Source organism: Staphylococcus piscifermentans (genome assembly GCF_900186985.1).
Classification (GTDB): Bacteria; Bacillota; Bacilli; order Staphylococcales; family Staphylococcaceae; genus Staphylococcus; species Staphylococcus piscifermentans.
Window position 1 is genome coordinate 1,125,900 of the sequence record NZ_LT906447.1, and the last position, 20,019, is coordinate 1,145,918.

The 20,019-nt window shown below is 36.1% G+C and carries 20 protein-coding genes and 1 pseudogene; 17 read left to right on the plus strand and 4 right to left on the minus strand.

The window, feature by feature from the left end; all coding sequences use genetic code 11:
- The first annotated feature begins 28 nt into the window (after positions 1-28).
- The gene (locus CKV71_RS05060) at positions 29-1,066 is read left to right on the plus strand and encodes an NAD-dependent formate dehydrogenase (protein WP_095104484.1); all 1,038 of its coding nucleotides are present in this window, start codon (positions 29-31) and stop codon (positions 1,064-1,066) included.
- A gap of 65 nt (positions 1,067-1,131) precedes the next feature.
- On the opposite strand, the gene putP is transcribed toward CKV71_RS05060, so the two are convergent.
- Positions 1,132-2,673, minus strand: coding sequence for a sodium/proline symporter PutP (putP, locus tag CKV71_RS05065; protein WP_095104486.1), 1,542 nt, complete (start codon positions 2,671-2,673; stop codon positions 1,132-1,134).
- 457 nt (positions 2,674-3,130) lie between these two features.
- On the opposite strand from putP, the gene CKV71_RS12665 reads away from it, so the two are divergent.
- The 8 genes and pseudogenes from CKV71_RS12665 (at position 3,131) to rlmD (ending at position 10,420) form a co-directional block, all read left to right on the plus strand.
- Positions 3,131-3,295: a hypothetical protein gene (locus tag CKV71_RS12665; RefSeq protein WP_157738592.1), complete on the plus strand. Its 165-nt coding sequence runs from the start codon at positions 3,131-3,133 to the stop codon at positions 3,293-3,295.
- A 48-nt stretch (positions 3,296-3,343) separates the two neighbouring features.
- Positions 3,344-4,162 carry an RNA-guided endonuclease InsQ/TnpB family protein gene (locus tag CKV71_RS05070; RefSeq protein ID WP_095104488.1) on the plus strand — a complete coding sequence of 273 codons (819 nt, stop codon included), beginning with the start codon at positions 3,344-3,346 and terminating at the stop codon, positions 4,160-4,162.
- Between the two features lie 2 nt (positions 4,163-4,164).
- On the plus strand, positions 4,165-4,452 hold the full coding sequence (locus tag CKV71_RS12750; RefSeq protein ID WP_257213595.1) for a transposase: 288 nt from the start codon (positions 4,165-4,167) through the stop codon (positions 4,450-4,452).
- Between the two features lie 200 nt (positions 4,453-4,652).
- Positions 4,653-4,955: an Asp-tRNA(Asn)/Glu-tRNA(Gln) amidotransferase subunit GatC gene (gene gatC / locus CKV71_RS05080; RefSeq protein ID WP_095107250.1), complete on the plus strand. Its 303-nt coding sequence runs from the start codon at positions 4,653-4,655 to the stop codon at positions 4,953-4,955.
- On the plus strand, positions 4,955-6,412 hold the full coding sequence (gatA, locus tag CKV71_RS05085) for an Asp-tRNA(Asn)/Glu-tRNA(Gln) amidotransferase subunit GatA (RefSeq protein WP_095104492.1): 1,458 nt from the start codon (positions 4,955-4,957) through the stop codon (positions 6,410-6,412). The genes gatC and gatA overlap by 1 nt, the downstream gene beginning before the upstream one ends.
- Before the next feature lie 16 nt (positions 6,413-6,428).
- Positions 6,429-7,856, plus strand: a complete 1,428-nt coding sequence (gatB, locus tag CKV71_RS05090) for an Asp-tRNA(Asn)/Glu-tRNA(Gln) amidotransferase subunit GatB (RefSeq protein WP_095104494.1) — start codon at positions 6,429-6,431, stop codon at positions 7,854-7,856.
- A 223-nt stretch (positions 7,857-8,079) separates the two neighbouring features.
- Positions 8,080-8,999 (plus strand): annotated as a pseudogene (locus CKV71_RS05095) (diacylglycerol kinase).
- A gap of 59 nt (positions 9,000-9,058) precedes the next feature.
- A complete protein-coding gene (gene rlmD / locus CKV71_RS05100) occupies positions 9,059-10,420 on the plus strand; it encodes a 23S rRNA (uracil(1939)-C(5))-methyltransferase RlmD (RefSeq protein ID WP_095104498.1) in 1,362 nt (453 codons plus the stop codon).
- A gap of 130 nt (positions 10,421-10,550) precedes the next feature.
- Here the strand turns inward: rlmD and CKV71_RS05105 are convergent, their stop codons facing one another.
- Positions 10,551-10,871, minus strand: a complete 321-nt coding sequence (locus tag CKV71_RS05105) for a general stress protein (RefSeq protein WP_095104500.1) — start codon at positions 10,869-10,871, stop codon at positions 10,551-10,553.
- A 275-nt stretch (positions 10,872-11,146) separates the two neighbouring features.
- On the opposite strand from CKV71_RS05105, the gene dinB reads away from it, so the two are divergent.
- A complete protein-coding gene (dinB, locus tag CKV71_RS05110) occupies positions 11,147-12,217 on the plus strand; it encodes a DNA polymerase IV (protein ID WP_095104502.1) in 1,071 nt (356 codons plus the stop codon).
- Between the two features lie 52 nt (positions 12,218-12,269).
- On the opposite strand, the gene CKV71_RS05115 is transcribed toward dinB, so the two are convergent.
- Positions 12,270-12,827: a 3'-5' exonuclease gene (locus CKV71_RS05115; protein WP_095104504.1), complete on the minus strand. Its 558-nt coding sequence runs from the start codon at positions 12,825-12,827 to the stop codon at positions 12,270-12,272.
- A gap of 167 nt (positions 12,828-12,994) precedes the next feature.
- Here CKV71_RS05115 and murT point away from each other — a divergent pair, with 167 nt between their 5' ends.
- Complete coding sequence (gene murT / locus CKV71_RS05120) at positions 12,995-14,311, plus strand: lipid II isoglutaminyl synthase subunit MurT (RefSeq protein WP_095104506.1); 1,317 nt, start codon at positions 12,995-12,997, stop codon at positions 14,309-14,311.
- Entirely contained in the window at positions 14,308-15,033 is a 726-nt protein-coding gene (gene gatD / locus CKV71_RS05125) for a lipid II isoglutaminyl synthase subunit GatD (RefSeq protein ID WP_095104508.1), read from the plus strand. The genes murT and gatD overlap by 4 nt, the downstream gene beginning before the upstream one ends.
- A 48-nt stretch (positions 15,034-15,081) precedes the next feature.
- Here gatD and CKV71_RS05130 read toward each other — a convergent pair whose 3' ends face one another.
- Positions 15,082-16,068 (minus strand): FUSC family protein, encoded by a 987-nt coding sequence (locus CKV71_RS05130; protein ID WP_095104510.1) that lies wholly within the window; start codon positions 16,066-16,068, stop codon positions 15,082-15,084.
- Positions 16,069-16,324: 256 nt separating this feature from the next.
- Here CKV71_RS05130 and map point away from each other — a divergent pair, with 256 nt between their 5' ends.
- The 5 genes from map (at position 16,325) to vraR (ending at position 19,997) form a co-directional block, all read left to right on the plus strand.
- Positions 16,325-17,092: a type I methionyl aminopeptidase gene (gene map / locus CKV71_RS05135; protein WP_095104512.1), complete on the plus strand. Its 768-nt coding sequence runs from the start codon at positions 16,325-16,327 to the stop codon at positions 17,090-17,092.
- Between the two features lie 133 nt (positions 17,093-17,225).
- Positions 17,226-17,621 carry a hypothetical protein gene (locus tag CKV71_RS05140; RefSeq protein ID WP_095104514.1) on the plus strand — a complete coding sequence of 132 codons (396 nt, stop codon included), beginning with the start codon at positions 17,226-17,228 and terminating at the stop codon, positions 17,619-17,621.
- Positions 17,622-17,636: 15 nt separating this feature from the next.
- On the plus strand, positions 17,637-18,338 hold the full coding sequence (gene vraT / locus CKV71_RS05145) for a cell wall-active antibiotics response protein VraT (protein ID WP_095104516.1): 702 nt from the start codon (positions 17,637-17,639) through the stop codon (positions 18,336-18,338).
- Complete coding sequence (gene vraS / locus CKV71_RS05150) at positions 18,335-19,378, plus strand: sensor histidine kinase VraS (RefSeq protein WP_095104518.1); 1,044 nt, start codon at positions 18,335-18,337, stop codon at positions 19,376-19,378. Before vraT ends, vraS begins: the two co-directional genes overlap by 4 nt.
- On the plus strand, positions 19,368-19,997 hold the full coding sequence (gene vraR, locus CKV71_RS05155; RefSeq protein ID WP_095104520.1) for a response regulator transcription factor VraR: 630 nt from the start codon (positions 19,368-19,370) through the stop codon (positions 19,995-19,997). The genes vraS and vraR overlap by 11 nt, the downstream gene beginning before the upstream one ends.
- Positions 19,998-20,019 lie beyond the last annotated feature (22 nt).

Below are 20,019 nucleotides of genomic sequence, written 5' to 3' on the forward strand. Positions count from 1 at the left end.
AAAATATAAAGAATAAAGGTGATTATAAATGAAAATTGTAGCATTATTTCCTGAAGCAACTGAAGGGGAAACTGAAAATAATATATTAGATGATCAATCTGCATTAAATTTACGTCCTTTTTTAGAAGAAAGAGGACATGAATTAGTAGTTTTAAAAAACGGAGAGGAAGATTTAGATCAACATCTTAAAGATATGGATGTTGTAATCAGTGCACCTTTCTATCCAGCCTATATGACTGCAGAACGTATTGAAAAAGCACCCAATTTGAAACTCGCTGTAACAGCAGGGGTAGGTTCTGACCATGTTGATTTAGAAGCGGCCAGCAAACATGATATTTCAGTTGTTGAAGTAACAGATTCAAACACTGTCAGTGTGGCAGAACATATTGTAATGTTAACTTTGATTCTAGTGCGTAACTATGAAGAAGGACACCATCAGTCAGAAGAAGGTACTTGGAATCTTACTAAAGTGACTAACCATGCATTTGAATTACAACATAAAACAATCGGTATCTTCGGTTTAGGCAGAATCGGACGTTTAGTTGGTGAACGTTTGAAACCGTTTGATGTTAATATTCAACACTTTAGACGTTCTAGCCAAGAAGATACTGACTTCTCGAAATATGTTGATTTCGATGAATTAGTCGCTACGAGTGATGTTATTATTATCACATCACCATTGACTCCTGAGACAGATAACTTATTTGATTATGATACTATCAGCAAGATGAAAGACGGCAGTTATATTGTTAACTGTGCACGTGGTAAAATCGTGAACAAAGATGAAATTGTCCAAATGGTAGAAGAAAATCATATTCAAGGTTACGGTGGCGATGTTTGGTATCCTCAACCTGCACCAGCTGATCATCCTTGGAGAAAAATGCCACGTAATGCTATGACAATTCATTATTCAGGTATGGTAATTGAAGCACAACATCGTATTGAAGACGGCGTTAAAAACTTATTAACAAATTTCTTTGAAGAAAAACCATTCCCAGAAAAAGATGTGATTGTAAATGGCGGACAAATCACTAGTAAATCATATGCAAAACATGATAAAAAATAATCGTTTAAGATAACAAATAAGCCTCATCGTTACAAATATGTAGCGATGAGGCTTTTTAATGTGAATTATTTAGTATGAAGAATTTGTTTGACTTCGTCTAATTCTCCGATCGTACGTGCACTTGGTTTTTGAGTTAATTTACTTACTACATAAGTGAAAATCACACTCATAATAAAACCAGGAATAATTTCATATAAACCAAATATTTCATTGATATCTGCTAATGGCTTAATGAATACAATCCAAACAATAACTGTGGCTGCCCCAGCAATCATACCGCTGATTGCGCCAGCTCTTGTTAAGCCTTTCCAATACAATGAGAAAAGAACGAGTGGACTGAATGCTGCTCCGAAGCCTGCCCAAGCGTTACCAACTAAGTTTAAAATAGTATCATTTGGAGTCCAAGCAATCCAGATTGCTACAAACGCAACTACCATTACAGAAATACGACCTACAAGTACGAATTCTTTTTCATGCTTTTTAGTATTTGCCTTTTTACCACGAATTAATTTATAGAAATCTTCTGTCAATGAACTAGAAGTTACAAGTAATTGAGAAGAAATCGTACTCATGATAGCAGCCAAAATTGCCGCAAGTAAGAAACCGCCAACTAATGGATGGAAAAGAACTTGACCCATGATGATAAATAACGTTTCAGGATCTTTGAGTGTAATATGATAAGCAGGTACGAATGCAATACCTGTCAACCCTACTAAACAGGCACCTGCAAGTCCGATAATCATCCAAATAATCCCGACGCGACGTGCTTTAGGCAAGAGTTTAAATGATTTAATCGACATGAAACGCACGATGATGTGCGGCTGTCCAAAATATCCCAGTCCCCAAGAGAATAATGAAATAATACCTAACACCGTAGTACCTCGGAACAAATCTAAGTTAGTAGGCTTCATATCTGCAACTTGATGGAATGTGTCCCAACCATTCAATTTCAAGAGTGCAACTATAGGTACCATAACCATCGCGATTAACATGATGACACCTTGGAAGAAATCTGTAATTGAAACCGCTAAGTAACCACCTAAGAAGGTATAGAAAATAACGATAACAGCTACCATAATTAAACCGTAACGATAGTTTAAACCAAATGCTGTTTCAAATAACTTTCCGCCTGAAACAAATCCAGAGTGTGTATATAAAGTGAAGAAGATGACGATGATTGCACCAGAGATAATTTTAATAATATTAGAATGATCATCTAATCTATTTTTAAAGAAGTCCGGCAATGTAATAGCATCTCCTGCAAGTTCTGTATAAACACGCAATCTTGGAGCAACAATGAAGTAGTTTAAATACGCTCCCAAACTTAAACCAATTGTAATCCAAATGGCGGACAAGCCAGTAGAATACACAGAACCTGGTAAGCCCATAATCATCCAACCACTCATATCAGATGCACCTGCAGACAGGGCAGTGATGTACGGTCCGATGTTACGTCCTCCTAACATGTATTCGCTCAGATTGCCTGTTGATTGCTTATAACCATAAATCCCGATGATTACAAGTATCAAGAAATAAACACCAATCATAATGTACGTTTGCCAGTCTGCATCAATTTGACTGCTTACTGAAGTACCTAAAATAAACATCGTGGTTTCCCCCTTTTCTCATTGAAATTTCAATGTATACGCATTATTATACAATAATTCTGAAAAATGGGGTATAAAAATTTTAAATGTTGTGAAAATTTTTAAAGGCGTGATGACAGTTAGTGAAGCGCTTACATATTTTGTGTAAAAGCAAAAATTCCAATCGTTATAATCAGTATTTTTATAATTTTGAATGTATAAAATTATAATAAGGTAATTCAAGTGTATTTTCGGGATATATAAAAGCTTGCATTCGAACATGATTATGATTAAGTTAAAAGGGACGAAGTTACTGATATTATGGTTTTGAAAGCTAAAAACTTTAGATTTTCAACCAGTTTTTTGATACAATTTAGTGATGAAGTATTATTAAGGAGGAGCAAGACTGTTATTAAAATATAATCAAACGATTACAAGTATATCCAAACATATTTATAATTGAATTGAGGTGACAATGATGTATAAGACTAAAGACATAATTGTAAAATTAGGCAGTGCTATTTCCAACCCGTCTAATCGTAAATATACAGCATACAGTCGGGTTGCGAGCCCTTCGCAACCTGATGTATTACAGAATCAATTTGAAATTTTAACACATCACCGTAACTATCCATACTTTTAGCGGTTGTATTTATGATTTTTGTCAATTGAAAAAAGAGGGTGGCAAAATATGCTGAGAGCGTATAGAACCGAAATCGATCCTTCTTTTGAACAACGACAAACCATCAACCAAACTATCGGCACATGCCGTTGGATTTACAACAAATTTATCGAGACTAACCAAAATTTCCATAAAACTGGACAATCATACATGAACGGTTTTGCCTTCAGCAAATGGATGAACAATGTATATCTTCCCAATAATCCTAATAAACATTGGATTAAACAAAGTGCCAGCAAAGCCGTCAAACAATCTATTATGAATGCACATCGTGCTTATCAGACATTTTTCAAAAACAAAAAAGGATATCCGAAGTTTAAAAAGAAATCAGGCATTGGAAGCTATTATTTGATCGGTACCATCCATGTCCAACGGCATCGCATCCGATTACCGAAGCTGGGATGGATTCAATTAAAAGAAAAAGGTTACATTCCAACAAATAATATAAAATCGGCAACTGTTATCAGAGAATTCGATCGTTATTATGTATCTGTACTGATTGATTGTGAACCATCCCCCCTCTTTAAACCGAAGCAAACAGAGGGCATCGGTATTGATTTGGGGTTGAAAGAAGCTGTATTCACACCTTCCGGTGTGAAAATCAGAAGCTTCAAAACGAATCAAACTATTGTTAGACTTGATAAATCTTTGAAACGACAGCAGCGAAAATTATCCAGAAAGAAAAAAGGGTCTCATAATTGGTATAAACAATTGTTGAAAGTACAAAGATTATACCGACGTATTAAAAACAAAAAAGAAATATCAAACGCAAAGGCATACTCTCTATTGTTCGCACAAATCCGCAATTTATTACGATTGAAAATTTAAACATCAAAGGCATGATGAGAAGCAAAAGATTGGCCAATAGTTTTCAACAGATTGGACTAGGTAACATTGTTGACTGGTTTAAAATCAAATGTCAAGATTATGGTATTGAATTGCGCCAAGTCGACAGATTTTATCCATCCAGTCAAATATGTTCTGATTGCGGACATACACAACCCATGCCTTTGAATCAAAGAACGTATCATTGTCATCATTGCGGAATGATTAAAGACAGAGATATCAATGCCAGTATTAATTTAAAACAAGCAACAGATTACACCGTGATAGTGTAATAAAATAACGAAAGGAAAACTGCTGAAAGGTTATCACACAATTTAAATGTATTTATAAAGTTTCAAACTACGGTGGGCTACATCGGAAGTAACGCTCTGGGAGAGGTTCATAGACCTGATTTCAAATGGAATCAACCTCGTTGAAAAGAGAAATTCTCTAATGACATTTGAATATGTTTTTAGCAGCAGGCAATTCATTAATGGCTAGAGTATCACGTGAAGAAGTTGAACATATTGCAAATTTATCTAAACTTCATATTTCACCGGAAGAAACTACTGAAATGCAAGACACATTAGAAACTATTTTAAACTTTGCCCAACAAATTGATACAGCAGATACAAGTTCAGTTGAACCGACGTATCACGTATTAGATTTGCAAAATGTTTTAAGAGAGGACAAAGCAATCAAAGGCATTCCTCAAGAACTTGCACTTAAAAATGCAAAAGAAACAGAAGATGGCCAATTTAAAGTACCATCAATCATCAGCGGGGAGGATGCGTAATGTCTATTCGTTATGAATCAGTTGAAAAATTAAGCGAAATGATTAAGAACAAAGAAATCAAACCTTCAGAAGTTGTCAAAGATATCTATGACGCTATTGAAGAAACTGATCCGACTATTCAATCATTTTTAGCATTAGATAAAGAAAATGCAGTTAAAAAAGCAGAAGAATTAGATGAATTGCAAGCGAAAGACCAAATGGAAGGCAAGTTATTCGGTATTCCTATGGGAATTAAAGATAACATTATCACTGAAGGTCTTGAAACTACTTGTGCCAGCAAAATGCTGGAAGGGTTCGTTCCAATTTATGAATCTACTGTTATGAATAAATTGCATAATGAAAATGCCGTATTAATCGGTAAATTAAATATGGATGAATTCGCAATGGGCGGTTCAACTGAAACTTCTTATTACAAAAAGACAGTGAATCCATTTGACCACACAGCAGTACCAGGCGGTTCTTCAGGCGGTTCAGCAGCAGCGGTGGCAGCTGGTTTAGTGCCATTCAGCTTAGGTTCTGATACTGGCGGTTCTATCCGTCAACCAGCAGCTTATTGCGGTATTGTTGGTATGAAACCGACATATGGTCGTGTATCTCGTTTTGGTTTAGTTGCTTTCGCATCTTCATTAGACCAAATCGGACCTTTAACACGCAACGTTAAAGACAATGCGATTGTTTTAGAAACAATTGTAGGTGAAGATAAACACGATTCAACAAGTGCGCCTGTAGAAGATAATGATTTTACTTCAGATATCGGCAAAGATATCAGAGGTATGAAAATTGCATTGCCTAAAGAATATTTAGGTGAAGGTGTAAATGATGAAGTAAAAGAAGCAGTTCGAAATGCTGTTGAAATTTTAGAAGGGGAAGGCGCTATTGTTGAAGAAGTATCCTTACCAAATACAGGTTATGGTATTCCTTCTTATTATGTTATCGCATCTTCTGAAGCTTCATCTAACTTATCACGTTTTGATGGTATCCGTTATGGTTTCCATTCTAAAGAGGCGAAAACATTAGATGAATTATATAAATTATCTCGTAGCGAAGGATTCGGTAAAGAAGTTAAACGTCGTATCTTATTAGGTACTTTCGCATTAAGTTCTGGTTACTATGATGCTTACTACAAGAAATCTCAAAAAGTAAGAACATTGATCCGTCAAGACTTTGAACGTGTCTTTGAAGACTATGATGTAGTAGTTGGACCTACAACACCTACACCAGCCTTCAATCTAGGCGAAGAAATCAATGATCCGTTAACAATGTATGCAAACGATTTATTAACAACTCCAGTCAATCTTGCCGGCTTACCTGGTATCTCAGTACCTTGCGGCCAATCAAATGACAGACCAATCGGATTGCAGTTTATCGGCAAACCATTCGATGAAAAAACACTTTACCGTGTTGCTTATCAATTCGAACAACAATATAACTTACATGACCAATATCAAAATTTATAAGGAGTGTTAAAGAATCATGCATTTTGAAACAGTGATTGGACTTGAAGTCCATGTTGAGTTGAAAACAGACTCTAAAATGTTCTCTCCATCACCTGCACATTTCGGAGCAGAACCTAACTCAAATACAAATGTAATCGACCTAGCATACCCAGGTGTCTTGCCAGTTGTAAACAGACGCGCTGTAGACTGGGCAATGCGTGCATCTATGGCTTTAAATATGGAAATTGCGACTGAATCTAAATTCGACCGTAAAAACTATTTCTATCCAGATAACCCGAAAGCGTATCAAATTTCACAATTTGACCAACCAATCGGAGAACATGGTTACATTGATATCGAAGTAGACGGCGAAACAAAACGTATCGGTATTACACGTCTTCATATGGAAGAAGATGCTGGTAAATCAACACATAAAGACGGTTACTCATTAGTAGACTTGAACCGTCAAGGTACGCCATTAATTGAAATTGTTTCAGAACCAGATATCCGTTCACCTCAAGAGGCGTATGCTTACCTTGAAAAATTACGTTCAATTATCCAATATACAGGCGTTTCTGACTGTAAAATGGAAGAAGGTTCATTGCGTTGTGATGCCAATATTTCATTACGTCCGTATGGTCAAGAAGAATTCGGTACAAAAGCTGAATTGAAAAACTTGAACTCGTTCAACTATGTGCGTAAAGGTCTTGAATACGAAGAAAAACGCCAAGAAGAAGAACTATTGAACGGCGGAGAAGTATTGCAAGAAACACGTCGTTTCGATGAATCTACTGGTAAAACTATTTTGATGCGCGTTAAAGAAGGATCAGATGATTACCGTTACTTCCCAGAACCAGATATCGTACCATTGTACGTAGATGAAGAGTGGAAAGAACGCGTTCGTCAAACGATTCCAGAATTACCAGATGCACGTAAAGAAAAATACGTGAACGAATATGGCTTGCCTGCATACGATGCACACGTGTTGACTTTAACTAAAGAAATGTCCGATTTCTTTGAAGGTGCAGTTGAAGCGGGTGCAGATGTAAAATTAACTTCTAACTGGTTAATGGGCGGTGTCAATGAGTACTTGAACAAAAACCAAGTTGAACTTCAAGATACTAAATTAACACCTGAAAATCTTGCCGGTATGATTAAGTTAATTGAAGACGGCACAATGAGCAGTAAGATTGCGAAAAAAGTCTTCCCAGAATTAGCTGAAAATGGCGGCGACGCTAAACAAATTATGGAAGACAAAGGTTTAGTCCAAATCTCAGATGAGTCTGTATTATTAAACTTCGTAAACGAAGCATTAGATAATAACCCTCAATCTGTTGAAGACTTTAAAAACGGTAAAGGCCGTGCGAAAGGCTTCTTAGTTGGACAAATCATGAAAGCTTCTAAAGGACAAGCTAATCCGCAAATGGTTAATAAATTATTACAACAAGAGTTAGATAAACGCTGAGTCTGACTTTAAAAATAATCCTGTTATCAAGTATGTTGAAAGACAATTGATAACAGGATTTTTTGTTTTTTTATTAAGAGAGATGATTGAGTGGATTTTTTGGAGTAATTTTAGACGAGCTTGGTTTTTAAAAGTTTATTTGTCAAATCCAGCCATTAATACTTTTAACTCTCAAGGAAATCATATAAAATTGAATGTGAGTAAAAATGATGAGGGATTATTTATGAGAAAACGCGCAAGAATTATTTATAATCCGACTTCAGGTAAGGAATTGTTTAAACGGATGCTGCCTGAAGTTTTGGTAAAAATGGAAAAAGCAGGTTTTGAAACAAGTGCATATGCTACACAAAAAGCTGGAGATGCTACAATAGAAGCCAAACGCGCTTTACATGAAGACTATGAAATGTTAGTGGTCGCTGGCGGTGACGGCACATTGAACGAAGTCGTGAATGGTGTTGCCGAACATCCTAACCGCCCTAAGATTGGTGTTATTCCGATGGGGACAGTAAATGATTTTGGGCGCGCACTTCATTTGCCGACCGATATTCTGAAGGCTGTAGATGTCATTACAGAAGGTCATACTGTAAAAGTAGATATTGGTAAGATGAATAGCCGTTATTTCATCAACTTAGCAGCAGGAGGACGCATTACGGAAGTTTCTTATGAGACTTCGAGTAAGTTGAAAACTTTTGTAGGTCCGTTTGCTTACTACATTAAAGGCATGGAAATGCTGCCGCAAATGAAAAATATTGATGTTCGTATTGAATACGATGGCAAAGTATTCCAAGGCGAAATCTTATTATTCTTGTTAGGCCTGACAAATTCAATGGCTGGTTTTGAAAAATTAGTGCCAGATGCTCGTCTAGATGATGGATATTTTACTTTAATTATTGTAGAGAAAGCTAATCTGGCAGAATTAGGTCACATTATGACATTGGCTTCAAGAGGGGAACATATTAAACATCCGAAAGTGACTTATGAAAAGGCCAAATCTGTTAATGTTTCTTCTTTTGAACAAATGCCCCTTAATGTGGACGGTGAATACGGTGGCCAATTGCCTGCCAATTTCTTGAATTTGAAACAGCATATTGAGGTATATACACCTAAAGATGTAAAAATACTGAATTAATTGATCAAGATTGATAATCAAAGGTTAGGAAGGAATATGCCACTCCTGACCTTTTTTCTATGGAGGTAAGAAAGTGGAAGCGTTAAAGAAAAATGAAGTAAGAAAAGGGCGTGTTATCGACCTGACTCATGAAGGACATGGAGTAGTGAAAATTGATAGATATCCCGTCTTTATTCCCCAAGCATTAACGGGTGAAGAAATCGAATATAAGTTGATTAAAGTCAATAAGAACTTTGCGATTGGAAAATTATTGCAGATTTTTGAAGACAGTCCTGAACGTGTAGAGCCTCCTTGTGTTTATTATTATAAATGCGGTGGATGCCAGTTGCAGCACCTTGCCTATGATGCTCAACTTGAAATGAAGCGCAATCAAGTCGTTAATCTTTTCCATAGAAGAGGGAAGTATACCGATACTGTAATTAACGAAACAATCGGCATGAAGAATCCTTGGTATTATCGTAATAAGTCTCAAATCCCTGTCGGCAAAAATAAAGCTGGCAAAGCCGTTATGGGATTCTATAGACAGCGCAGTCACGATATTATTGACATGGACGAGTGTATCATTCAAGACAGTGTGCAAAATCGCTTGATGGTTATGATTAAAGATTTGCTCAACCAACATAAGGTTTCAATTTATAATGAAAAATCAAAAGAGGGATTGTTGCGTCACGTTATTATCCGCGTAGGACATGTCTCACGTGAGGTAATGGTCGTTTTTGTTACGAATGGGAAGAAATTCAAACAAGCGCCAGCTATAATTGAGAAGTTGGTTGAAGCGGTGCCAAATATAAAAAGTGTGATTCAAAATATTAATGAATCCCATTCAAATGTGATTATGGGTCGAAACTCTCAAACGCTTTATGGCAAGGATGAAATTATAGATGATTTAGATTCCGTAGCCTTTAAAATCAGTGATCAATCATTTTATCAAATTAATTCAGAACAAACGGTTAAATTATATAATAAAGCTTTGGAGTATGCACAATTGAATGGCAATGAAACAGTGTTGGATACTTATTGCGGTATTGGAACAATAGGTTTATATATGGCTGAAAAAGCTCAACATGTTTATGGAGTGGAAGTAGTACCTGCAGCTATCAAGGACGCTCAACAAAATGCTGAGTTAAATGGTTATGACAATACGACCTTTGTGTGCGGAAAAGCAGAAGATGTGATTATGCAATGGAAAGCAGATGGAATTCAACCGGATGTGGTAATGGTGGATCCTCCCCGTAAAGGTTGCGATGAACAATTCTTAAAAACATTATTAGAATTGAACCCTAAGCGTATCGTTTATATTTCTTGCAATCCTTCTACTCAACAAAGGGATGCTGGTATTTTAACAGAACAATATCAATTGAAAGAAATTACTCCTGTGGATATGTTCCCGCAAACTACACATATCGAAACGGTCGCATTATTCGAAAGAAAATAAGGTTGAGGTTATAGGTAGGAAATTATAACGGACAAGATGATTGCAATCTTGTCCGATATATCTATTCTGCTCCGCTCCCCAAAATAAAAAGAGGGCGAACTTTAAAAGTTCAGCCCTCAAAATATTTCAATTACTTATCGTATTTAGAGTTGTCTTCTCCGCCCTTTTTGCCGATTTCTTTATAAAAATCTTTGCCTTTTTCGTTAGCTGTAGCGTCTCCGCCTTCTTTACCAATCTTTTCATAATATTCTTTGTCGTGTTCGCTTGCTGTTTTGTCTCCGCCTTTTTTGCCGATTTCTTCGTAAAATTCTTTCCCTTTTTCACTAGCTGTAGCATCTCCGCCTTCACGGCCGATTTCTTGGTAATGATCTTTGTTGTATTCTTTTGAAGTTGCTTCTCCTCCTAGTTTACCCGCTTCTGAATGACTCATTTTGTTATCTTTTTCAGCCATTTACAAAACCTCCTAAGAATTTTAGAATACTAGACTTGAAACAAGCTAATGTTTTCATGTCTGCTAAGTTATACCTCTTTAAATATGAAATAAACGATAAATACACATTTATTTACAGCAGCAAAATGTATCTTATTATTACTTTAATAATTTTTGAATAAATAATTAACATTTCCTCTGATCCGATAGAAAACTCAATCATTTTATTCTGTACTACTTGCCAAGTGTAATATAATTAACCTATATAGAAATAGCTAGAAAGCGAGGTGATTCCTGTGAAAGAGCGTCGTATTATTCATGTGGATATGGATTATTTTTACGCACAAGTTGAAGTGCGTGATCGACCTGCTTTACGAGGTAAACCGGTTATTGTAGGTGGGAAAGCCAGTGGACGAGGGGTGGTCACAACTGCCTCATATGAAGCGCGCGAATTCGGTGTTCACTCTGCAATGCCCATGGCTCAAGCGCATAAACTGTGCCCAAATGGATATTATATTCAACCTCGTTTTGATTATTATCGTGAAGTCTCCAGTCAAATTATGGAAATTTTCCGCAGCTACACTGAAGTGGTAGAACCATTAGCCTTAGATGAAGCTTATTTAGATGTGACGCACTTGGTTCGTCGTGACTTGCCGACTTCAACAATTGCCCAATATATACGGCGGGATATTTTTGAAAAAACAGGTCTCACCGCTTCCGCTGGTGTTTCATACAATAAATATCTTGCTAAATTAGCGAGCGGGATGAACAAGCCGAATGGAATGAAAATCATCAACTATAATAATGTCAATGAGATTTTAATGAACCTCGAGATAGGTGACTTTCCAGGAGTAGGTAAAGCAACTAAAGAAGTCATGCATGAACATAATATTTATAATGGACAAGACTTGTATGATACGAGTGAGAGAGAGTTGATTCGTATCTTCGGAAAAAGAGGACATGGTCTTTATGAGAAAGCGCGAGGCATCGACACACGACCAGTGAAACAATTTCGCATTCGCAAATCAGTAGGGACAGAGAGAACTTTTACTACAGATGAGAATGATGACGAAGTGATTTTGTTAAAAGTAAGAGAATTGAGCGAAAAGACTGCAGAACGGTTAAATAAAATCCAAAAATCTGGAAAAACTGTTACTGTCAAAATTAAAACACACCGCTTTGAAACGCTCTCTAGACAACGCAGCTTAAGAGATCCTGTCAGAAGTGAAATTGATATTTATAATACAGCTTATACTTTATATAATGAATTAAAGGATCCGGATGTTCCGATTCGCTTGATTGGTGTGACAGTCGGTAATTTGGAAGAAACTGAATACGAAAATATGTCGATTTACGACTTTTTATAAAAAAATCAGGAGCGGGGACAAAAAATAAATTTTTCGTTGTCCTAACTCCTGTTCAACCTTTATCTATTAAATTTTTACCGTATACTGCCAGCATCGCATTTAGACTATCATAATTTTTTAGCAAGCGGAAGGTAATCATCGCACACGCTTTCGCATCATTTAATGCATCGTGGTGTCCATGAAAATCAAGGTGATAATATTCCATCATATGATTTAAGCCGTATCGTCGTGCATTGACTGTACGTCTTGCCAGCTGTAAGGAACAAAAATATGTCATTTCTGGCGTTGCAGCGCCTAATGCCTGGATGCTTGCATGCAGTACTGTCATATCAAATGCGGCATTATGAGCCACTACAGGCAAGTCTGCAATAAATTGCAACATATAGGGAAGCACAAAGTTAAAGTCAGGCGCCGTTTCTACATCTTCAGGATGGATACCGTGGACTTTAATATTTTGCTGTGAAAAATAATCATTAGGATTTACGAGCGTATAAAAGGTTTCAACAATCTCATTATCGACGACCTTTACCATACCCACAGAACAAATGCTAGTACGTTTGCCATTCGCTGTTTCAAAATCCAACGCTACAAAAGCATTTTTATCATTCATTGCTTAATCGACCTTTCATTCGTATAATCATTTAGAATAGTAAAATGTTACTTTAAATCACTGTCTGAGTCAAGAAATTGATATACGTAAAATTTATTGTAGATAATTTTTTTATCTTACCTTATAGCATGTTATAATAATTTAGGAAATTTAGAGGAGTGAAGTGGATGAGACAATGGACGGCAATCAACTTGGCAAAGTTAGCCCGTAAGGCAAGCCGTGCTGTCGGTAAACGCGGTACAGATCTGCCAGGTCAAGTTGCAAGAAGAATTGATAAAGACATTTTAAGAAATTTAGCTGAAAAAGTAGACGACGTCGTATTTATCAGTGGTACAAATGGTAAAACAACAACTTCAAATTTAATTGGTCATACTTTAAGAGCGAATCATATAGATATTGTGCATAATAATGAAGGTGCAAACATGGCTGCAGGTATTACATCTGCGTTTATTGTGCAATCTAATCCGAATACTAAAATTGCAGTGATTGAAATTGATGAAGGTTCAATTCCGCGTGTGTTAAAAGAAATGACACCAACAATGATGGTGTTCACCAACTTTTTCCGAGACCAAATGGATCGCTTTGGTGAAATTGATATTATGGTGAACAATATTGCAGAAGCAATCAGCCATAAAGGTATTAAATTGATATTAAATGCCGATGATCCTTTCGTCAGCCGCTTAAAAATCGCCAGTGAATCTAATGTATATTACGGCATGAAAGCTCATGCTCACGAATTCGAACAAAGTACAATGAACGAAAGTAAATACTGTCCGAACTGCGGACGATTGCTTGCTTACGATTACATACATTATAATCAAATCGGTCATTATCATTGTGTGTGCGGTTTTAAACGTGAAGCACCCAAATACGAAGTATCCAAATTTACAGTATCTCCATTTATTCATTTAACAATCGGTGATACCACTTTCGATATGAAAATAGCAGGGGACTTCAATGCTTATAATGCCATTGCAGCTTATAGTGTATTAAGAGAACTCGGTTTAAATGACGAATCGATTCGCAAAGGTTTTGAAACTTATACTTCTGATAATGGACGTATGCAATATTTCAAAGCTGGCAACAAAGAAGCAATGATTAATTTAGCGAAGAACCCGGCCGGTATGAATGCCAGCTTATCAATGGGTGAACAATTAGAAGGCAAGAAAGTTTATGTCATCAGTTTAAATGATAAACCAGCAGATGGTCGCGATATTTCTTGGATTTACGATGCGGATTTTGAAAAATTAAGCAATCAAGATATCGAAGCGATAATCGTGACAGGTTCTCGTGCTGAAGAATTGCAGTTACGCTTGAAATTAGCTGAAGTAGACGTGCCTGTTATTGTCGAAAAGGATATCTATAAAGCAACTGCTCAGACAATGGATTATACTGGTAAAACAGTTGCGATTCCGAACTATACATCACTTGCACCGATGCTTGAACAATTGAACCGTTCATTTGAAATGAGGGAAAATCAATGAATGAATTAACAGTCTATCACTTTATGCCAGACAAACTGAATTTATACAGTGATATCGGCAATATTATTGCATTAAAACAACGTGCGAAATGGCGCAATATTAAACTGAACGTCGTAGAAGTCAATGAAACAGAAGGTGTGACACTTGATAATTGCGATATCTTCTTTATCGGTGGCGGCAGTGACCGTGAACAAGCACTTGCAACAGAAGAACTGAGCAAGATTAAAGATCAGCTTAAAGCAGCCATTGAAGATGGTATGCCAGGACTTACTATTTGCGGAGGGTACCAGTTCCTAGGCACAAAATATATCACGCCAGACGGTACAGAATTAGAAGGACTCGGCATCTTAGATTTCTATACACAATCGCAAAAAGAACGTTTAACAGGCGACATTGTTATCGAAAGCGAAACGTTCGGGACAATTGTCGGCTTCGAGAACCATGGGGGACGTACTTATCATGACTTCGGAACATTCGGCAAAGTCAAATACGGCTATGGCAACAACGAAGAAGACCGACGCGAAGGCATTCATTATAAAAACTTGCTCGGCACCTATCTACATGGACCCGTTTTACCGAAGAACCATGAAATCACAGACTATTTGTTAAAGAAAGCCTGTGAGAGAAAAGGTATTCCATTTGAGCCTCATAACTTAGATAACACTGAAGAAGAAGCAGCTAAACAAGCGATTGTAGAACGTTTAGAGAAACAGCATAAATAATATAAAGCAGCGGCTTACCGACGATTGCTCGGCAAGCCGCTGCTTTTCTCATGCATAACGATTATCGAGAATACGATACGTGAGCAGAATTTCATAAATTAAATGACTTTTCAATTGTTCTTTATCAAATTCATCTAGATGCGTAACGGTTGCTTTTAATAAATTAATCGATTGTGTTTCGCGTTCAAAATAACCTGTCGCAATAATTTCAGAAATACTGTGTGCGACTTTTAAAATCGCTTCGCGTTCTTCTGAATTGAACACTACAAATGTATCTTTCGGTAAGTAAATAATATTAGAGAGATGAGTGATAAATAACCGATCAATATGTGCGCGATTCGTTAAAGCTTTCAATAACACCCAATCTTCTTCATGTTTATGATAAGATAATTCGTCCTTTTGATAACGAAGCAAAGTTTCGACATGCATACTTTTAGTCAGCAGCTTTTCCAGTTTTTTATTACTTTTAGCGGAAACGAATTTACCAATAACGAGTTCATGCAATCTTTCGCTATATAATTGATACATGTCTGTTTCCGTTTGCCAAGCTGATGATTCCACTTGGTAATAATAACGCGGAGGCAAAATAATCAGATTGACTAGACCTGCTGTTACCAAACCGATAACGGCTGTGAGTAAGCGTGAGAAGAAATTAAATAAATAAGCATCTCCAATCCCTGGAATCATAGCCATAGCAGTCAAAGTCGCAACGGTGATACCATCATGTAATTTCAATTTAGCACAAATGAAGATAGTACAAGTCGCACTTAATGCATAGGCTAAAGCAGATTTATCACTGAATATATATGTAAAGAGGACTGCGAGCAATGCACCAATAACGGTGGCAGGCAATCTTTTGTATCCTTTTTTCAAGGAAGCTTTGGCTGTCGGTTCTATGGTTACAATAGCTGTGAGTGTTGCATAAATAGGATTCAAGTGAAGCGCCATACAAAAGAAAGCAGTTAAGAAAGTTGCTAAGCCTGTTTTGATGGTTCTCGCTCCGATAATTTTGGTATACCATTTGTCGTTTTTCATAATTAAAACCTCGCTTGGATGATGCACTTACAACAACAATTTTCAAATTCGTAAAGCTATAAGTTCAATTTAAAATTTCCTACGTTTAGTATATCAGATTAATTTTGGTATAATAAGATGGAATGAGTACCAAAATGTGATGTTCGAATAGAGTAAATTGCATGGCGGCAGTGAAAAGATAAAGTCTAACCGTACTTTCTGGTACGGGCTTACTTTTTACGAATTAATTTTTTTAAAAAAGGAAAGGGATTTAGACATGATTGTAAAAACAGAAGAAGAATTACAAGGTTTAAAAGAAATCGGTTATATCTGTGCCTTAGTCAGAGATAAAATGCAAGCAGCAACCAAACCAGGTGTAACAACTAAAGAATTAGATGATATCGCAAAAGAATTATTTGAAGAACACGGCGCGTTATCAGCACCGATTCATGATGAAAAATTCCCTGGCCAAACATGTATCAGTGTAAACGAGGAAGTTGCACATGGTATTCCAGGTAAACGCAAAATCCGCGAAGGCGATTTAGTCAATATTGATGTTTCTGCTTTAAAAAACGGCTTATATGCAGACACTGGTATATCTTTCGTAGTTGGAGAAGCTTCTGATCCTATGAAACAAAAGGTATGTGAAGTAGCGGAAGAAGCCTTTGATAATGCTATGAAAAAAGTAAAACCGGGCAGCAAATTAAGTCAAATCGGAAAAGCGGTGCATGCGACAGCACGTAAAAATGATTTGAAAGTCATTCGTAATTTAACAGGACACGGTGTAGGCAGCTCGTTACATGAAGCACCAAGCTATGTTTTGAACTATTACGATCCAAAAGAAAAAACTTTACTTAAAGAAGGGCTTGTCTTAGCAGTAGAACCTTTCATTTCTTCTAATGCAACATTTGTAACAGAAGGCAAAAATGAATGGGCGTTTGAAACGAGCGATAAAAGCTATGTTGCACAAATTGAACACACTGTGATAGTGACAAAAGATGGTCCATTACTTACAACTAAAATCGACTATGATAAAGAATCATAATACTATTGAAATCGTACTGTAATCCTCCTAAAGCAACTTAGGACTAAAGTATGAATGAAAGATGGTTCCGGAGACTATCCCTATGTCTCCGGCTTTCTTTTATAATGGAATCAATAATAAATGAGGTGATTCCATGAACTTGTTTACAGTATATCTAGAAAAGATATATCAACATACGATTCAAAGTAGTATTGTGCATTGCCAAGAAAGTTTAAATAAAAAACTACATTCTACGAAACAATATATTCATTACTTGAATCGTAAAAGAGTCAATATCGTAGAGTTGATTGAAAGATTAACGATTGAAATTGAAAATAAATATATTGATTTATTAGATCAATATCAAATCTCTAATATTCAACGTATGGAGAATATTGAAAACGCAGAATTAAATTCATTGATGAAAGAATTAAATGCAGCAGAGTCTGACTGTGCAAGAATTGAAGCGGATTTATCTTATCAAAATAAAACACGAATTACTTTAGAAAGAGAATGTGATATGATTGCACAAATGAGTTTAGTTGCGTAGAAAAGGTGGCGAAAAATGACAAATAAATATATCTCGACTGAGATGTTGATTATTTTCACAGCATTAATGATAATAGCCAATTTTTACTATATTTTCTTTGAAAAAATTGGCTTTTTGCTCGTCTTGTTATTAGGAATTATCTTAATCTATGTCGGCTACCTGTATTTCCACAAAGTAAGAGGATTGCTTGCTTTCTGGATAGGTGTGTTACTGGTTGCCTTTACGTTATTTTCTAATAAATATACGATTATCATCCTGTTCATTTTCATGATTTTATTGATAATCCGTTATATTGTCTTTAAATTTAAACCACTTAAAATAATTGCTTCAGATAAAGAAGTGACTTCACCTGCATTTATTAAACAGAAGTGGTTTGGTAATCAACGTACCCCTGTTTATGTTTATAAATGGGAAGATATGCAGATTCAACATGGAATCGGTGATATTCATATTGATTTAACTAAAGCAGCCAATATTAAAGAAAATAATACGATTGTGGTCAGACATTTCATCGGAAAAATATTAATTATTGTTCCAACAAATTATAATGTTAACTTACATGTAGCTGCATTTTATGGTAATGCATCTATTAATCACGAAACTATTAAAGTGGAAAATAATCATATACAAATGAAAGAAGAAACGAAAGCAGAGAATTACAACATTAATATCTACGCGTCTACATTTATCGGAGATGTAGAGGTGGTCTATCGATGAATCACTATATACGAGCGATAGGTTCAATGTTGATATTAGTTTACAGTATATTAGCCATCTTCTTTTTCATAGATAAAGTCTTTGTAAATATTATTTTCTTCCAAGGTATGTTTTATACACAAATCTTTGGTATTCCAGTTTTTTTGTTTCTAAATATCATTGTAATACTCATGAGTATTATTGTAGGTTCAGTATTAGCCTATAAAGTGAATCAGCAAAATCACTGGATTAAAGATCAAATTGAGCACTCTATTGAGGGTGAAGTTGTCGGTATTAATGATCAGAATATCGAACTCTATCAAGAAACGTTGGAAATTTATCATATGTTGGCACCATTGAACCAAGAATTGCATCGCTTGCGGATAAAAACTCAAGATTTGACTAACGAAACTTATAACTTGAATGATACGAAGGTAAAGAAAATAATAGAAGATGAGCGACAACGCTTAGCAAGAGAATTACATGATTCTGTAAGCCAGCAACTGTTTGCGGCGAGTATGATGTTATCAGCTATTAAAGAAACTAAATTAGAGCCTCCGCTAGACCAGCAAATTCCGACATTAGAAAAAATGGTTCAAGACTCTCAGCTAGAAATGCGTGCTTTGCTGCTGCATTTACGTCCTTTGGGATTAAAAGACCGTTCTTTAGGTGAAGGGATTAAAGATTTAGTTATCGATTTGCAGAAAAAGGTGCCGATGAAAGTGGTTTATGATATTGAAGATTTTGAAGTGCCTAAAGGAATCGAAGACCATCTTTTTCGTATTACACAAGAAGGAATCTCCAATACATTACGCCATGCAGAAGGTTCAAAATTAACCATCGATTTATTTAACAAAGATGACTACTTGCTTTTGCGGATTCAAGATGACGGCAAAGGTTTTGATGTCGATGAAAAAATGGAAAAAAGTTATGGATTAAAAAATATGCGAGAACGCGCATTAGAAATCGGAGCAACACTGCATATTGTATCCTTGCCAAGTGCAGGGACTAGAATTGAGGTGAAAGCTCCGCTGAATAAGGAGGAATTTGATGACGATTAAAGTGCTATTTGTGGATGATCATGAAATGGTTCGTATCGGCATTTCAAGTTATCTGTCAACACAACCTGATATTGAAGTAGTAGGGGAAGGTAAATCTGGAAAGGAAGCGATTGAAAAAGCGCATGAGCTGCAACCGGATTTAATCTTGATGGATTTATTGATGGAGGATATGGATGGCGTAGAAGCTACGCAACAAATAAAGAAAGACTTGCCTAAGATTAAAGTATTGATGTTAACGAGTTATATTGAAGATAATGAAGTTTATCGTGCTTTAGATGCAGGCGTAGACAGCTATATACTTAAAACTACGAGTGCAAGCGATATTGCAGAAGCAATTAGAAAGACGCAGCATAATGAATCTGTGTTTGAAGCGGAAGTGCTGGTTAAGATGCGCAATCGCATGAATCAACGTGCTGAGTTATACGAAATGCTCACAGAACGTGAAATGGAAATTTTATTACTGATTGCTAAAGGTTATTCCAATCAAGAGATTGCAAGTGCATCGCATATTACAATTAAGACAGTTAAAACCCATGTGAGCAATATTTTAAGCAAATTGGAAGTGCAAGATAGAACACAAGCTGTTATTTATGCTTTCCAACATGATTTAATCCAATAATAACAAGGAGCTGAGACATATG

What these genes read in the sequence shown, in the direction of transcription:
- CKV71_RS05060 (WP_095104484.1), top strand. Translation starts at nt 29, where the DNA reads ATGAAAATTGTAGCATTATTTCCTGAAGCAACTGAAGGGGAAACTGAA.
- putP (WP_095104486.1), bottom strand. Translation starts at nt 2,673, where the DNA reads ATGTTTATTTTAGGTACTTCAGTAAGCAGTCAAATTGATGCAGACTGG.
- CKV71_RS12665 (WP_157738592.1), top strand. Translation starts at nt 3,131, where the DNA reads ATGTATAAGACTAAAGACATAATTGTAAAATTAGGCAGTGCTATTTCC.
- CKV71_RS05070 (WP_095104488.1), top strand. Translation starts at nt 3,344, where the DNA reads ATGCTGAGAGCGTATAGAACCGAAATCGATCCTTCTTTTGAACAACGA.
- gatC (WP_095107250.1), top strand. Translation starts at nt 4,653, where the DNA reads ATGGCTAGAGTATCACGTGAAGAAGTTGAACATATTGCAAATTTATCT.
- gatA (WP_095104492.1), top strand. Translation starts at nt 4,955, where the DNA reads ATGTCTATTCGTTATGAATCAGTTGAAAAATTAAGCGAAATGATTAAG.
- gatB (WP_095104494.1), top strand. Translation starts at nt 6,429, where the DNA reads ATGCATTTTGAAACAGTGATTGGACTTGAAGTCCATGTTGAGTTGAAA.
- CKV71_RS05105 (WP_095104500.1), bottom strand. Translation starts at nt 10,871, where the DNA reads ATGGCTGAAAAAGATAACAAAATGAGTCATTCAGAAGCGGGTAAACTA.
- CKV71_RS05115 (WP_095104504.1), bottom strand. Translation starts at nt 12,827, where the DNA reads ATGAATGATAAAAATGCTTTTGTAGCGTTGGATTTTGAAACAGCGAAT.
- murT (WP_095104506.1), top strand. Translation starts at nt 12,995, where the DNA reads ATGAGACAATGGACGGCAATCAACTTGGCAAAGTTAGCCCGTAAGGCA.
- gatD (WP_095104508.1), top strand. Translation starts at nt 14,308, where the DNA reads ATGAATGAATTAACAGTCTATCACTTTATGCCAGACAAACTGAATTTA.
- CKV71_RS05130 (WP_095104510.1), bottom strand. Translation starts at nt 16,068, where the DNA reads ATGAAAAACGACAAATGGTATACCAAAATTATCGGAGCGAGAACCATC.
- map (WP_095104512.1), top strand. Translation starts at nt 16,325, where the DNA reads ATGATTGTAAAAACAGAAGAAGAATTACAAGGTTTAAAAGAAATCGGT.
- CKV71_RS05140 (WP_095104514.1), top strand. Translation starts at nt 17,226, where the DNA reads ATGAACTTGTTTACAGTATATCTAGAAAAGATATATCAACATACGATT.
- vraT (WP_095104516.1), top strand. Translation starts at nt 17,637, where the DNA reads ATGACAAATAAATATATCTCGACTGAGATGTTGATTATTTTCACAGCA.
- vraS (WP_095104518.1), top strand. Translation starts at nt 18,335, where the DNA reads ATGAATCACTATATACGAGCGATAGGTTCAATGTTGATATTAGTTTAC.
- vraR (WP_095104520.1), top strand. Translation starts at nt 19,368, where the DNA reads ATGACGATTAAAGTGCTATTTGTGGATGATCATGAAATGGTTCGTATC.